Source organism: Legionella bozemanae, assembly GCF_001648595.1.
Taxonomy (GTDB): Bacteria; Pseudomonadota; Gammaproteobacteria; order Legionellales; family Legionellaceae; genus Legionella; species Legionella bozemanae.
Genome location: NZ_LBAW01000024.1, coordinates 1 through 13,863 on the forward strand (window position 1 = coordinate 1; position 13,863 = coordinate 13,863).

The window sequence follows — 13,863 nt, forward strand, 5'->3', positions numbered from 1 at the left end:
ATTATTCCTATATTTCAATGCCTTAAACCAAATTTTTTTGTCTATCTCTCAGGCTTTATGCACGGCATCCAGACGATTGTATATGTAGGCTAGGACTGGATTCCACACATAAAGCGCGGAACGTAGACATTTATTCATGTCCTAAGAATCTCAATAGGGATAAATATGCGATAAAAACAGTTCTTTTTTACCTACTTGCCGTCCCGCGGCTTGTTCGCGGGGCCAGAGCAGAACTGGGTTCCTCGCATATAGCCTGAGAAAACCCCCAATAATATAACCATCTTCTGGATGCTGCGAACAAGTCGTTACACGTAGACAGGGTAAATGCATCTAAATTTTGAGTTGTACCTACAAAACAAGAATATGAGTTAGTTATTCAGGGGGCGATTTTTCCAACCAAAATTGAGCGATATCAATTCGTCTTGCTATCCAAATATCCTGATACTGCATTATATATTCTAAAAACTGTTTTAACATAAGGCAACGATCGGGCTTTCCACTCAGACGTGGATGCAAACCTATAGTCATTATTGCGAGGTGTTTTTCTTGATAAAGATAATGAAACGTATTCATTAATTGCTCATAAAATGCTTTAGTGTCGGCAAAACCGGGTGTAGTCGTAAATCTGAAATCATTGCAGTCAAGAGAGTAGGGAATTATTAGATGGTTCTCACTATAATAAGGCAATTCATCCGCATAGCTGTCTGAATCATAGAGAAAGCCGCCAATTTCAAGCAACAATTCCCGAGTGTTTTCACTGCGTCGCCCCGTGTACCATCCTCTGGGTTTATGTCCGATTAGTTTTTCCAGAGTTTCAATACATAAAAGAATATGTTTCTTTTCAACTCTCCGCGGAATGTTGGTGTAATTTATCCAGCGCCATCCATGTCCTGCTACTTCATGGCTCTGGTGTGTCAGGTAATCGGCAAATAAAGGATTGAGTATCAATGCTTGTCCAGTAACAAAAAATGTAAGCGGTATTTTATAATGGTCAAATAAGCGCAGCAGTCGCCATATGCCAACGCGGCTCCCATATTCATAAAATGATTCCATACTCAGATTTCGTTGTCCTTTGGCTTTATGTATAAAAGGAAAATCTGTACCCCTGGTTTCTGCTTGTGAATCACCATTAAGAGGGCTTAATTCTGATCCTTCTTCATAGTTAATCACAAAACTAATCGCAATTTTTGCTTTATTGGGCCAAAAGAATTTTTTTTCTTCTGGGCCATAACCCACTAAGTCACGCATGTTTATCCTAGTTCAAAGGTAGTAATCCCATAAATGCCTTCAATAGATAGTTTAGGTTCTCCTTTTAAATACATTCGTGCAGTTGCAAATACTTTAGACATTTTATATTTGTTTATTAGGTTAACAGCTAAAGGATTATTCTCAGGAATATCTAAGTAAACTGTTTCGCCTTGAGCATATTCGACCAACTGCTCAAACAGTTTTTCAGCAATAAAAGGGGTATCCGCGAATAAGGGGCCTATTTTATATCCTTCGAAACATTTCCTGATTACCCCATAACCTTTTAATTGTTTTTCCTGCACATAACCAAGAGCCAAAGCAGTATTTTGTTTTATCCATTCTGAGAGAAATTTCGGCCTTGCTGCAGGAAAATAGTGGCGATCATATTGAGTTAATTGTTCAAAAGGAATAGTTTTTAATTCAACTAAATTAGGATCAGGTTTTGGAGTCAATCGAGTATGTTCTAAAGCATAGCGCGCGTTACTGTGTGCAAACTGATAACCAATATGAGCATAGTGATCGACCATATCAAGTACCCCGTCAATTCCTGCATTGCGATCACCAACATACAACAGACGAGCACGCGTTAATTGCATTCCATAGCCTTGGGCTCGATATTTTTTATCTACTATATAAAATCCACAAAAAGCAAAATGCTGGTCATAAACTACGGCAGAACCGACAGCAATAATTTGGCCATTTAATTTACCAGCGAAGAAACCTTGCGGATCAGTATGATAAAAACATTCTGCATCATTTAACCCTGGATTCCAACCTTCCTTTCGTGCCCATTCTACAGCAATTGAAACCTCTTCCTGTGTCATACGTTCGATATGGTATTGGGACATGATATTCACTTTTTAGCAGTGCATACAATAAATTAAATATTAAAGTAGTCACTAAAGCAAATACGTACTCTGTAGCGAATTTCTGAAGAAGCCTATTTTATTAGAGATAATCGGCATCATTTCTTGTTTTTACTTTTCATTTTGTCAACTAATTAAAAGGATACTAAATGATAAAAATTCCTGTATTATGATCCTCTTCAGTCTTTAAAATGTAAGGAAGCATTTATGAATGTCAAAATTAGGAATACCCTAGGCCCCTTATTTCTTATTCTTTCATGCCCTATTTTTGTAATGTTAATGTGGTATACCAATACCCAACTTCAAGGCTCTTTATCTGCTCTATGGGATTTAATGACCCAAAACGGTTTTTTGCAAACAATAGTTACAGTATGGAAGCCTTACTTTTGGGGATCTTCTATTGCTTGGAAAATTATTTTAATTTTTGTTGTATTTGAACTGGCTTTAATGCGTATTCTGCCAGGAAAACCATTTAATGGACCTATTACTCCTAAAGGAAATGTTCCAGTTTATAAAGATAATGGTGTTTTGGCATTTATTGTGACGATGTCAACCTTTTGTGTTGCATCGTTTGGTTTCAATTTATTCTCAGCTTCTATTCTTTATGACAATCTGGGGGCTCTTTTTGGGGCATTGAATTTGTTGAGCCTTATCTTCTGCATATTTTTGTATCTCAAAGGACGTTTTTTTCCTTCAACGACCGATTCGGGAATAACCAAGAATATATTATTTGATTACTATTGGGGAACAGAACTCTATCCTCAAGTTCTGGGATGGAGTATTAAAAAATTTATTACATGCCGTTTTGGCATGATGAGCTGGGGGCTGTTTCTTATTTCTTATTGTGCCAAACAAGCAGAGTTGGGTGGTTTATCCAACTCAATGTTCATTTCCGTTTTCTTGCAATTTGTCTATTTGAGTAAATTTTATATGTGGGAAAAGGGCTATTTACGCTCTCTGGACATCATGCATGATCGTGCTGGTTTTTACATTTGCTGGGGGTGCATGGTATGGGTTCCTTGCGTTTATACTTCGCCCAGTATGTATCTTGTGCTCCATCCGATTCATTTGTCTTTTGTATGGGCGGCCCTCATTTTAGGCTTAGGTTTTGCGAGCATTATTATTAATTATCTTGCCGACAAACAAAGACTTGTTGCACGAGCAACTCAAGGCGAATGTAAAATCTGGGGCAAAAAACCTGTCACGGTGTTGGCTCGTTATGAAACTACAGAAGGAGATAAAAAACAAACCATATTACTTGCGTCGGGGTGGTGGGGAATCGCCAGGCATTTCCACTATATTCCAGAGCTTGCAGGCACGTTTTTTTGGTCTGTACCTGCTTTATTTGATAATTTCGCACCGTATTTTTACCTTTGCTTTTTAACAGTCTTGTTATTTGACAGAGCATTTCGTGACGATAAGCGATGTTCTGCCAAGTATGGCCATGATTGGAAAAAATACTGTGAGCTGGTTCCTTATAAAATTGTTCCTCTCGTAGTTTGACATGAATTAATATTCATTTCTTTTTTTCAAATCCATACCTCCTGGGTGCACGCAGAGTGAACATCCAGGAGTCCTATATAATAGAAAAGCTCGAAAGTTTCTCAAGCAAAGGTTCACTGTAAATTCTGAAAGGAAGAGGCATGCTTATTTATATTCTTTTTATTTTAGGCGTTGGTTTAATTGTGCGAATTTATCAATTATACCAACAGGCGGGAATGGGAAAAATCACTTATCCTTCAGCAACCAGCTATCTTTCCTTAATAAAGGATGTTGCTTTTTTAAGCACGATCCCTTCTGCAAAAGCACAATTACAAACCCGTTTTATGACGTTTATCGCGGAACTTGGTTCTCGTTCACTCAATGGAAAAGGCTCTGGTATTGCCTATTTTAGGTTACCTGATTTAACCTCTGTATTTGTGTTAACAAACAAATCAGCGATTCAGCAACTCTATGCAAGAGAGAATGAAAAGAAATTTGGGCAAAGACGATTTTTTGAACGTCTGGCACTGATACTCGGCCCTGATAATTTAATGTCTTCTATTTTGGGTTCAGAAACTCATTCTATGATTCGTCAATCAATTCTGTCGCGTAATGAATTAAATAGACCTCATGTAGCGAGTATGGTCGCAGATTTTTTCAAAGAATATGAAGTAGAGCAAGGGGAGCGTGGAAAGCCCCTCAGTGAAGTAATGGATAAACTTTCCCGAAGAGTGCTGCTAACAACATATTTTGGACAAACAATTATTAAACCTTTTGAAAAACTTTATCAAGAAAGTTTAACAAAAGAATTAATCAACTGCCTTTTTAGCCTGGATCCTATTAAGAATAACGAGAAAAACAATCTTCTGCTTTTAAGAAATAGAATATTTAATCTTGGTTGTCAGATTATTTTTTCATCAGATGAAATGACAAAACAATTAATGACAGAGCAGAGTTGGCTTAATTATTTACTTAGAGTACGAGTGTTAATGAATCCGGATGCAAAAAGTCAATTGGAACAATTGGGGATAAAGTCAACAAAACAATTAACAGCAGTCCAATGCGAGCTATTAATAAAGTATTCGATAGATAACTTGGACACGACACCGCTGTCTACTCTAATAAGGGATGTCGTGAATGAAAGCCTATTTATTCCATTGTTGGGTTTTGATGCTACAGCTACTGCTTTAATTACTGCCTTAAGAATCGCGCTCCAAGACAAACGCATTTACACCATAATAAAACAGGAAATCCAGCAAAAAATCTCAGCAAACGAGTCTTTTGAATTACATTCTCCCTGGAATGCTCATATAGAGAAGGGCATGTCCTATACTGAAGCTGTTCTATTGGAAGCTTTACGATTACTGCCGCCAGCGCCTATTGTGCCGGAAATTATTCACGAAACAATCAATCTTGATGTGGATGGAACCGCACTCCACTTACCTCCAGGAGCTCTTGTATTTATTCCCATGCAAGGAGTACATACACATGCAAAACATTTTCCAGATATCGTGCTTTCTAGCGAAGGGCAAAGAATTTTTGGCAAAAAAATAATGGGTGCTAACGATATTTTTCCTGAGCGGTGGGGACCCAAAAAAAGTACTGGCGACTTTTATAATGCTCATTTATTTGCTGAAACTCCAGTATCTTATTCGCCTGGAGCAATGGAGAAAGAAGGAGCTCTTTTAACATTTAAAACAGGTGCACGACGTTGTCCTGGCCTACGAATTGCAATGACAGAAATAATGGCTTTATTTCGTATGCTTGCACCATATAAATTCGAACTTACCGCAGAGGAGCATCTCGAACTCCACTTTAATTATGAAACACCATTACAAAGAAACGGCGGAACAGGACTGCTAAAAATTAGACCTCGCAAGCAATTGTTGCTACGTGGCGACTCATCGTCATACTCGGAAAATAATACTTATCAAATAGGTCTTAATTTTTTTCCTGAAGCGCCTGCCCCAAAAGATCAAGAGTTGGAGATATTCTCTCCTTCGCTTAAGTAAAAATACATGGGCTGGGATGGTGACGTGAGGGTGGGAAATAGCATTTAGAAATTAGGAATTGATGCATAACAGGCAAGCAAGATACCCCAAAGATGGATATAGTCTCCCACTAATATATTTTTAAGATACCATTTAGGTAAACTATTGCTAATGTCGCTTTGTAATTGTTTGATTATAGGTACAAGTGCGACAATAAAAAAAACCATAAACACATGATAGAGAAACATCAGTTCTTGGGTATTACTGTATAAATAGGTTTTATATCGCATTTGCCAAGGTGTCATACAGATAACGAGGAACGAAAAGAAAAATACTTTGATAGCACTGTTTAAATCAGTCATAAAAGGAAGTTTCTTTCGATTCGCTACAATTTCCTGTTCCAATAGGTCGAGTGCATTAAATGAGATCGATTCAATCAAGGCACTTATTAAAAAAAATACACAATAAATATAAATACTGGTTGTTGTTAAGGAGGACATGCATAAATACGTATGTAAGACGTCTAAAAGCCAAAAAGTGTATATAATTTTATCACAACACCTATTGGGCGTCGATCCAAATCCTTTACAATTGTGTCTAGGATGTTCTCTGTATTAATGGTTATTTTTGGTGAGTTATTTTTGGTGATATTTAACCATTAAAATCGAAATAAAAAGAAGATTTATGTAAGTCAAGACTGTTTTTTTATTCTTTATTTGTTAAAATAACTACGTCTAATTCCTTTTTTAAATATCCAAATGTCTGTGGATATTTATTTCAACTTCATGTGAAGCCAATGTCGATCGCTTATAAGAAAGCCTTTCCGCACTTATCTACTTTTCTTTTTAAAAACACAATACCCTCTTTAAGTTATTCACATTTTCTGTGGATAAGTCTGTTTATAGTCTGTCAAACCCTTGTAAACTTTTGAAATTAACGTGATGGTGTATTTTATTCAATGTGCTTTTTTAGTGTTTTTAATAAGAATACAACAAGCATGCTCCTAAAGTGACGAGTAGTGCTCCCAACCATTGTAGAGAAGAAATTTTTTCTCCAATCCAATAGGCGAATATTTGTGCGAATACTACGGATGTATTCCGTAAGGTAATTGCCAGGCCTGCTTCTGAATAACGTAATCCCAATAAAAACAATAAAAAAGATAATGCACTTAAAGCACCACCAAATGACATGCCTTTCCAACCAGTTTTGATTTTCTTACAAAGTATTTGACGTCGTTTTTTATTCATTAACAAAAATATGCCAGGTAGGGCAATCCACATGGCTGCTGCAAATAAAGCTGCTGGATTAGCGCCATGGGCTAAAGAACGTCCATAGCATAGGTGATATCCTGCAATACAGAGCCCACATATAAAAGGAAAGAATATTTGTCTTGAATGTCCAGGATCAAAGGTTTTTCCAGTCAATGCTAGCCCCGAAAAGACCGCAAATATTCCTAATATATTGAATAAATTAATTTGCTCGCCTAAAAACTCTATAGAAATAAACCAAACCATGATCATGGCGATTCCACGCATAACAATGTAGGCCTTACCGAGGGATGATTGCGTTAAGCTAATGGCGAGTGTGATCACATAACCAGCTTCAAATAATCCAGAAATTAATGACCATAGAAATGAGTTTACAGTGGGAAACAAAGGGGTATTAAAAAAGGGAATAAAAAGTAAGGAAAAAACAGTTGCAAAACTCATTATCCCTAATATTTCAAAATAAGGTTCTGATGTCTTCTTGGCGAAGGAATTCCAGGCAGCATGAATAATTGCTGATAGAATAATAAGGGCGCCTGAGCCCATGGTGATTTTTCCTTTTTAATCTTAAATAATGTAGATACGATTATATCTTATCTCTGGATAATCATTTCACTGAAATAAATAGAAATTGATTGGAGATTATAAAGCAAATCATTTTCTTATTTAGAAAGTATTTTTATTATTTATAAGCTTCCAACATTTGTTGAAAAGAGACAAGAAAAAACAACATAATTTAAGTCTTCCCCTGTACAGGTAAACAAAACCCCCGTGGGTTCATTTGAATATTCTGATATTAAGATTTTATGCATTAATTTCATCCCGCCAGCAGAATGACAGGTACTTGATAAAGTGTTAAAAACATTATTTATGGTTTTAATCTGTCCAGAACTTTCATAAGCTTGCTCGCATTGAGGTGGTTGTCCGCTTGGTGGGGAAAGTGGTTTTTCAGCATAAGCACTTTGATAAATTAATGAAAAGAACAGCAGTAATCCATGAGGAATTTTCATAAGAGTCGTCCCTATAATATTAATTTCTTTTTATTATAGGTTTGAATTAAAAAAAATGAGAAATATGACTTTTCGGAATTGAAGTGAGATGGATTTAGAAATATATGAGGAAAAGCCCATATTTCGCTATGCAAATATGGGCTATATTTCTTTACATCATTTGGCTTCCAAGATAAATACTTGCAGCAGCCACTCCTGTTGTTACTACTACTTTCGTAAAGAAACTACACCATGAGCCCGCAGTTTGTTCTTTCTTTACCTCATGATTTTTTTGCATATGTGAGTTTTCAACAGATTTGCTTCCTAACTTACCACTAAGGAAAGGACAGGCATCCATTACTTCCAGTTCACTACTTGCTTTTTCTATCTTGGATTTTGTTTGCGATATGGGTACAGAGGGAGTTGTACCGGAAAGTTGAGTATATAGCAAAGGGGCAAGTTTTTGGATTACTAAACTTAATCCTCCATTAATTCCTCTGGAGTTTGCTTTGATGCCTGAAGTTCCTTCAAGTTGCTGGAGGGTTTCACCAATATTAAATAATGTCTTTAATGCAATGATTAAATTCGAATTTACATCCAGAGTCTCATCATTCTCTATATTGTCTAATTGACGGATGACCTCAATGAGATGGTTAGTACCGAGTTTTTCCCTGATTTGGGCAACAATTTCTTCGCAGTAAGCAAATTGCAATCCTAAAATTGGCCCGTTTTCATTACTGGGTAAATGAGAAGCATCTTCTTTCAGTTTTAAAAACAGATCGTCATCATTTAATATCGTTTTGAGTGCTCGTGTATTAGGATGTTCTTCTCCGTAATGAACCGCATCTCGCAGCAATTGTTCTATGATCATTTGCTCTGAAACAAGAACTGCAATGGATAATAATGCAGCTGCATTTTTAGGGTGTGTTAAATCAGGATCAGCCAATTGCCCATTAATTCGAACATCAATTAATCCTTCATCTGTTGAAATTGGCGTCTCATCTAAATAGAGAGCAGGACTATCATCTTTTTTCTGCAAATCAAAAGCATAGATAATTGCTTTAAGCGTGTTTTGATTTGTTGTGTAGGAGTTAGCCAAATGTTTTAATAAAGGATGCCTTACACTTTGTGCTAAGGTTGCCTTTAAAGGTTGGATCATTTCAAATGCAAGATTCAATGTTAATAGATCTTCTACGATATCTTTTTCCTTTGCATTGGTTTGCATTTGTTTATATACATTTTTTATGACAGTAGAATCCATTAATTGCGACGGATCGAAGCCATATTCCTTTTCTAAAATTTCAAGAAGAATATCCATCGCATTGAATGAACGGTTTTGTGTATGCAGAATATGTTCATTACCTTTCATTAAACCAAGCATTAATAATTTTCCCTGGGCCTCAGGCAAGCGGCGAAAGCCACTTTTTGATATTCGTATTACTCGAATTATATCTTCCGCGTATTCTGGTTTGATTAATTTTTTATTACTTTCTTTAATAATCCAACCCATGGGTGCAGGCTGAGCATTTACATTAATTACAAAACCATTGTCTTGATACGTTTGAGTATGCTCAGGATCAAGATCGATTTTGGTATTCGATGGGATGCCCGATGTTTCTATTACTATTCCTGAATGTGTTTTAACAATTTTTTTGTCATGTTCGGTAATAATGTCGTATTCGCCATTCTCTAATTCTTGGGTAATAAGTTGATATTGCTGTGAATCAATTCCTTTGGGGTGGCAAAGATATAAAAATCCCTGTTTTGACAGCTTACTACTGAGACTGATCCCTGTTTGCCAAACCGAAAAATGAATGGTATCCCAAATTGCTTCGCCACCACGAAGATCTTCTGTATTGGGATATTTAAGTGCTTGGTTACGTTCATTTAATATTTTCCCTTTCCCAATACTATAATGACTTGATTTTTCTAATAATTTCGTATCTTGTAATACTGTTGATCCTCCCTTGGAAAGACCAAACACATCAGGTTGATTTTTTCCTTCGGCAGTATGTTCCACAGAATTTTCTTCATAGTTCTCTTCACATACTGGTTCAATCAAAGCAGAAAACTGGGCTAAACTTAATTGGAGTCGAATGGCTAAGGCACCCATTTCGGAAAAATTTTTTCGCAATGCCTCCATTCCATGAACAGAACCATCTTCGTCTTTAAATTTTACTCCCGTATATTTAAGTGTGAAACCTTTTATTGATTCTTGCTTTTGGAACATTCTGCACCTTGGGTTTAATTTGAACTAAAAGGACTTGAATTATACATATAGATTGTTAACAAATTATTAAGTATTTATTAAGGCCAAAAGACTTTTCTTTGTGTGTTTTTTTAAAAAATATTAAGATTTTGAAGTTTTTTTAGAAGATTATAAAAAACTAAGGGGCGATAGCTATTTTTCCATCTTCTTTGGAGCAGGCCATTAGATTTGGAATTCTCCTGATTTTTGGGAGACGTCTGAAGAATTTAGAGGGGGTGTAGATTCTATATTGGATGGTTCTGAGGTTATTGCTAAGTCACCGGTTTTATTTTTAGAGTTTTTAGGCTCCTCGGGAGTTGTTCCTTTCGAATCGAGTATGGGACGCATTGCGTTTGAGTAACTGCATTTTAATGCCTCCTCCAGTATTATTTCTTCATTCTCATTTGCACGTTCTAGCATGGTTTTCTCATCTTCTCTAGTCGCATAAAGTTCAATTCCCCACTTAACCACGCCAAATATTGCCAGTCCAATACCAAAGCCGAGTAAAATGGGCCCCATAATAGGTGGTGCGGCTATTGTACTTAGAAGAATCATTAAACCAATCGTTGACAAAATTACACCAGCTCCACCTAAAGCAAAATTTGCATAGGATTTTGCGATGGCTTCATTGGCTAAGAGATTATTCCGTTGCAAGTGATGCAGTGGTCCAGTTATGTTTTCAATATCTTCATCAATTTCAGCAATTTGATGTTGAAGCTCGCTTACTAGCTTAATCAGAGTTGAAGTATCCTCCTTGTCTTTTTGATCAATTAATTGTGTGATTATCCCCAAATAAGATATCAAATCTTTACGATCATTATATAATTTTGAAAGTTTAGATACGGGACTGTCATCAGGGAAATCAGAAGAAGCAATATTACTGGAGATCGTTTTGATAAATTCCAACTCATCTATGAATGATTGAGCGGTTGATTTTTCAAGTAGATGTTCTAATTCTAAAGCTCGAATTGCTAATTGCTCGCGATACTTATCATTTGTTAATAAAGCAATATCTTGCTTTTTCAGCAAATCAATAAACTCTTTTTTTTCTTTATAAGCTTTACTCGTTTGATATTTATTAACAAGTGCGCCTATTAATGATATTCCTTCTATAAGAGTAGTGAGAGAAGCAAAAGCTAATCCAATTCCCGCAGCAACTATTCCTCCTAGAACAAAGGCGGTTATACCTAAAGCTGTTGCAGTTAAAAGAATACCTATGGCGAAAATTTTACTCCCTATAGAACTTTTTTTGTCCGTTAGAGTGGTTATCGCATTGGGAATAGCAGAAAGCATTTGAAATACAAAGCCAATGACGGGGAGTTCTTTGCTGGACGTAAAAATAGCGCCTATCAGACCCAGTATTTTTTGTGTACCTTCAAGTAGGCGTTGGGATAACTTCCCTTTTTTATGGGCAATTTCAATCAATGACTTCTGCTCTTTCTTCCTTTCGTTTATTCTTCTTTTTAAATCATCCATTTCTTCTGACAGAATGACATGTTTTTTGCGTGGATACGTCATAGGTGCTTTTTAAAATGGTATATATTCAAGTATAGGTCTGTATTCATTATGTGCATATTAAGATCAATACGCTATTAATTATCCATCTTGTTATTATAAAAAACAATTAAATAATGCAAATTACCTGGGGGGAGAGGCATTTGATGGCAAAAATAAGGAATGTGTTCATAATGCTTCTTTTCGGATTCCAGGCGTCCCTTCGTGCATCGGCCATTCAGCAACCTTGGAATTAGGATTTATCCAGCTGCAAAAAAGCGAGCGACTCGCATTATGGGTCGTATGCGCTATGCTAATTGAAGAATCTTATCAATTGTGAGTTCTTATATGGATTTTTACACGCCTTCAGGATTATTGCCTTTGATCCAGGAGCTGAGGCAATTAAATATTCTAGAACATGATAATCATGACAATATGAAAAAAGTTTCATTAATTTTAAGAAAGTGGGTTAAAAAAACAGATTGGCTTGAGGAGCATTTTTATGCTGTGGATCCAGTGAACGGATTTACTTCTTGGTTAATTTTTGAAGAGCCAGATCATTCCTTGGCAGTTAATTTAGTTGCTTGGGAGCCTGGACGAGAAATTACGCCACACGATCATAAAACCTGGGGGGTAGTAGGTTGTGTTACTGGTGTAGAAAAAAATTTTTTTTGGCTTCGTAGGGATGATGGCTCCCAACCTGGATATGCAGATATCAAAAAACAAAATAAACCCATTATTTGTTTTCCTGGGGATGTCATCACTTTTAATCCCGATGACATTCATAGCGTGGTTAATATCGCTGACTCAGTAGCAATTTCGTTGCACGTGTATGGTAAAAATTTAAATTATACCCATCGTTTTCAATATAACCCTATGACCAACACTGCTGAGCCTTTTATTGTTGATTTTAATTAGCGATTATCAGCTCTTCTTTGAAGTCACGACAATTCGAGCCCACATCAAGAAAGCTTTTATCTTAGATAAGTCGTTGCAATGTTGTTTCTATACAATACCTTCACTCTTACGAGCGTGCATACATTAAACATTCTTTATGCATCCAATTTATGCGGTTTTTATGAATATGATTATATTTTCTTGTTTTTTATAATAAAACTTATCTTTCCTGTTCGTTCCAGGTAGGCTTTTTTTATTTGATCTAAATTATTAGTTTTTAATTTATCTCTTATGATTTCTAGTAAATCATCTTTAGATATCTGATTTTCTTCCAACGCCTCCCAAATGATTTTTCCCTCTTTAATTAGAATTGTTGGTCTGCCTTTTATTAATTTACCAAATTGATGATATTTAAAAGAAAACTTAGCAAATAACCAATGTAAAAAAATAAGCAAAGCGCTTCCTGTCATTGCTTGTATCAACGTCGAAGGCCCATTTATTGCTCTACTTAACACTGCCCCAATAATGATGATCAGAACGAAATCGATGGTCGTATCAAAATGAAATCGCTTGTTACCTATTCGGATTAAAAAAATAGCGTAAATATAAATTATAAAGGTTCTTATCAGGACAAAAGAAATATCCATACTTGAATTAATTTTCTCGAGATAGGAAAGCCACATCTATTTCTCCCTAAATAGTCATTCTTCAGAGAGTAGCCTATTGTGAATAGAGCATCCCTGTTACTTTTCTATCAAGATATTCTTGTTAATCATCCATTCATTGCTCTTTAATTTTTTAGAAGCAATTTTTTCCGAATATCTAAACGGGTGGTGGAGGACCTCTGCGCCCAAGAATAATAAAAATAATAAATAGAACCAAGAATATAAAAAACAGTATCTGTGCAATACTCGCTGCGGCTCCAGCAATTCCTCCGAAACCTAAAGCTGCTGCAATAATCGCAATGATAAAGAAAATAAGTGCCCAACCCAACATACATCCTCCTTAGGAGAATTTTCCCTAGACTTATGATGAGTGTGTTTTGAGTATAGATAGCATAAATTTAAATTCAAGTTTCTCTCAGAATAAAAGCTCCCATCCTCAAGGAAAGTGAGTGCGTAAACGTCATTTAACTTGACTAAAAATGACATGGGCAATGCTTATTCTACTCAGAACCGAAATGGAGTTAGCTATGAGTCGCTTAAAGGGAAAGGTAGCAATGATTACTGGAGGAGGGCGTGGTAGGCGAACCGCTGGATGTAGCATATGCAGTTCTTTATCTTGCTTCTGAGGAATCAAAATTTGTAACCGGAAGTGATTTGATAGTAGATGGTGGATATACTTCCCGTTAATTCCATTACTCCTTTTTTGCTCTTGGCAAAA

General features: G+C 36.1%; 13 protein-coding genes. 4 read left to right on the top strand and 9 right to left on the bottom strand.

Going from position 1 to position 13,863, the window contains the following annotated elements; translation table 11 throughout:
- Window positions 1-372 precede the first annotated feature (372 nt).
- Complete coding sequence (locus A8O27_RS14910; protein WP_058458564.1) at window positions 373-1,248, bottom strand: polysaccharide deacetylase family protein; 876 nt, start codon at window positions 1,246-1,248, stop codon at window positions 373-375.
- Window positions 1,249-1,250: 2 nt separating this feature from the next.
- On the bottom strand, window positions 1,251-2,096 hold the full coding sequence (locus A8O27_RS14915) for a GNAT family N-acetyltransferase (protein WP_058458563.1): 846 nt from the start codon (window positions 2,094-2,096) through the stop codon (window positions 1,251-1,253).
- Between the two features lie 225 nt (window positions 2,097-2,321).
- On the opposite strand from A8O27_RS14915, the gene A8O27_RS14920 reads away from it, so the two are divergent.
- Together A8O27_RS14920 and A8O27_RS14925 are read left to right on the top strand one after the other, a co-directional pair.
- Window positions 2,322-3,617: a phosphatidylethanolamine N-methyltransferase family domain-containing protein gene (locus A8O27_RS14920; RefSeq protein ID WP_058458562.1), complete on the top strand. Its 1,296-nt coding sequence runs from the start codon at window positions 2,322-2,324 to the stop codon at window positions 3,615-3,617.
- Between the two features lie 140 nt (window positions 3,618-3,757).
- Window positions 3,758-5,608 carry a cytochrome P450 gene (locus tag A8O27_RS14925; protein WP_058458561.1) on the top strand — a complete coding sequence of 617 codons (1,851 nt, stop codon included), beginning with the start codon at window positions 3,758-3,760 and terminating at the stop codon, window positions 5,606-5,608.
- 44 nt (window positions 5,609-5,652) lie between these two features.
- Here A8O27_RS14925 and A8O27_RS14930 read toward each other — a convergent pair whose 3' ends face one another.
- The 5 genes from A8O27_RS14930 to A8O27_RS14950 form a co-directional block, all read right to left on the bottom strand.
- Window positions 5,653-6,087, bottom strand: a complete 435-nt coding sequence (locus A8O27_RS14930) for a hypothetical protein (protein ID WP_058458560.1) — start codon at window positions 6,085-6,087, stop codon at window positions 5,653-5,655.
- A 477-nt stretch (window positions 6,088-6,564) separates the two neighbouring features.
- Window positions 6,565-7,398 (bottom strand): EamA family transporter, encoded by an 834-nt coding sequence (locus A8O27_RS14935; protein WP_058458559.1) that lies wholly within the window; start codon window positions 7,396-7,398, stop codon window positions 6,565-6,567.
- Between the two features lie 140 nt (window positions 7,399-7,538).
- On the bottom strand, window positions 7,539-7,862 hold the full coding sequence (locus A8O27_RS14940) for a hypothetical protein (protein WP_058458558.1): 324 nt from the start codon (window positions 7,860-7,862) through the stop codon (window positions 7,539-7,541).
- A gap of 151 nt (window positions 7,863-8,013) precedes the next feature.
- The gene (gene ceg17 / locus A8O27_RS14945) at window positions 8,014-10,071 is read right to left on the bottom strand and encodes a Dot/Icm T4SS effector Ceg17 (RefSeq protein WP_058458557.1); all 2,058 of its coding nucleotides are present in this window, start codon (window positions 10,069-10,071) and stop codon (window positions 8,014-8,016) included.
- Window positions 10,072-10,272: 201 nt separating this feature from the next.
- Window positions 10,273-11,607 carry a T4SS effector SidA family protein gene (locus tag A8O27_RS14950; protein ID WP_058458556.1) on the bottom strand — a complete coding sequence of 445 codons (1,335 nt, stop codon included), beginning with the start codon at window positions 11,605-11,607 and terminating at the stop codon, window positions 10,273-10,275.
- A gap of 324 nt (window positions 11,608-11,931) precedes the next feature.
- On the opposite strand from A8O27_RS14950, the gene A8O27_RS14955 reads away from it, so the two are divergent.
- Window positions 11,932-12,501, top strand: a complete 570-nt coding sequence (locus A8O27_RS14955; RefSeq protein ID WP_058458555.1) for a cysteine dioxygenase family protein — start codon at window positions 11,932-11,934, stop codon at window positions 12,499-12,501.
- 170 nt (window positions 12,502-12,671) lie between these two features.
- Here the strand turns inward: A8O27_RS14955 and A8O27_RS14960 are convergent, their stop codons facing one another.
- A complete protein-coding gene (locus A8O27_RS14960) occupies window positions 12,672-13,163 on the bottom strand; it encodes a DUF421 domain-containing protein (RefSeq protein ID WP_058458554.1) in 492 nt (163 codons plus the stop codon).
- A 139-nt stretch (window positions 13,164-13,302) separates the two neighbouring features.
- Window positions 13,303-13,476, bottom strand: a complete 174-nt coding sequence (locus A8O27_RS18310) for a DUF1328 family protein (protein ID WP_064502502.1) — start codon at window positions 13,474-13,476, stop codon at window positions 13,303-13,305.
- A 242-nt stretch (window positions 13,477-13,718) separates the two neighbouring features.
- On the opposite strand from A8O27_RS18310, the gene A8O27_RS18580 reads away from it, so the two are divergent.
- On the top strand, window positions 13,719-13,832 hold the full coding sequence (locus A8O27_RS18580; RefSeq protein WP_235810473.1) for an SDR family oxidoreductase: 114 nt from the start codon (window positions 13,719-13,721) through the stop codon (window positions 13,830-13,832).
- Window positions 13,833-13,863 lie beyond the last annotated feature (31 nt).

Excerpts from the sequence above, each read along its gene's own strand:
- A8O27_RS14910 (WP_058458564.1), bottom strand. The coding sequence starts at position 1,248 with ATGCGTGACTTAGTGGGTTATGGCCCAGAAGAAAAAAAATTCTTTTGG.
- A8O27_RS14915 (WP_058458563.1), bottom strand. The coding sequence starts at position 2,096 with ATGTCCCAATACCATATCGAACGTATGACACAGGAAGAGGTTTCAATT.
- A8O27_RS14920 (WP_058458562.1), top strand. The coding sequence starts at position 2,322 with ATGAATGTCAAAATTAGGAATACCCTAGGCCCCTTATTTCTTATTCTT.
- A8O27_RS14925 (WP_058458561.1), top strand. The coding sequence starts at position 3,758 with ATGCTTATTTATATTCTTTTTATTTTAGGCGTTGGTTTAATTGTGCGA.
- A8O27_RS14930 (WP_058458560.1), bottom strand. The coding sequence starts at position 6,087 with ATGTCCTCCTTAACAACAACCAGTATTTATATTTATTGTGTATTTTTT.
- A8O27_RS14935 (WP_058458559.1), bottom strand. The coding sequence starts at position 7,398 with ATGGGCTCAGGCGCCCTTATTATTCTATCAGCAATTATTCATGCTGCC.
- A8O27_RS14940 (WP_058458558.1), bottom strand. The coding sequence starts at position 7,862 with ATGAAAATTCCTCATGGATTACTGCTGTTCTTTTCATTAATTTATCAA.
- ceg17 (WP_058458557.1), bottom strand. The coding sequence starts at position 10,071 with ATGTTCCAAAAGCAAGAATCAATAAAAGGTTTCACACTTAAATATACG.
- A8O27_RS14950 (WP_058458556.1), bottom strand. The coding sequence starts at position 11,607 with ATGACGTATCCACGCAAAAAACATGTCATTCTGTCAGAAGAAATGGAT.
- A8O27_RS14955 (WP_058458555.1), top strand. The coding sequence starts at position 11,932 with ATGGATTTTTACACGCCTTCAGGATTATTGCCTTTGATCCAGGAGCTG.
- A8O27_RS14960 (WP_058458554.1), bottom strand. The coding sequence starts at position 13,163 with ATGTGGCTTTCCTATCTCGAGAAAATTAATTCAAGTATGGATATTTCT.
- A8O27_RS18310 (WP_064502502.1), bottom strand. The coding sequence starts at position 13,476 with ATGTTGGGTTGGGCACTTATTTTCTTTATCATTGCGATTATTGCAGCA.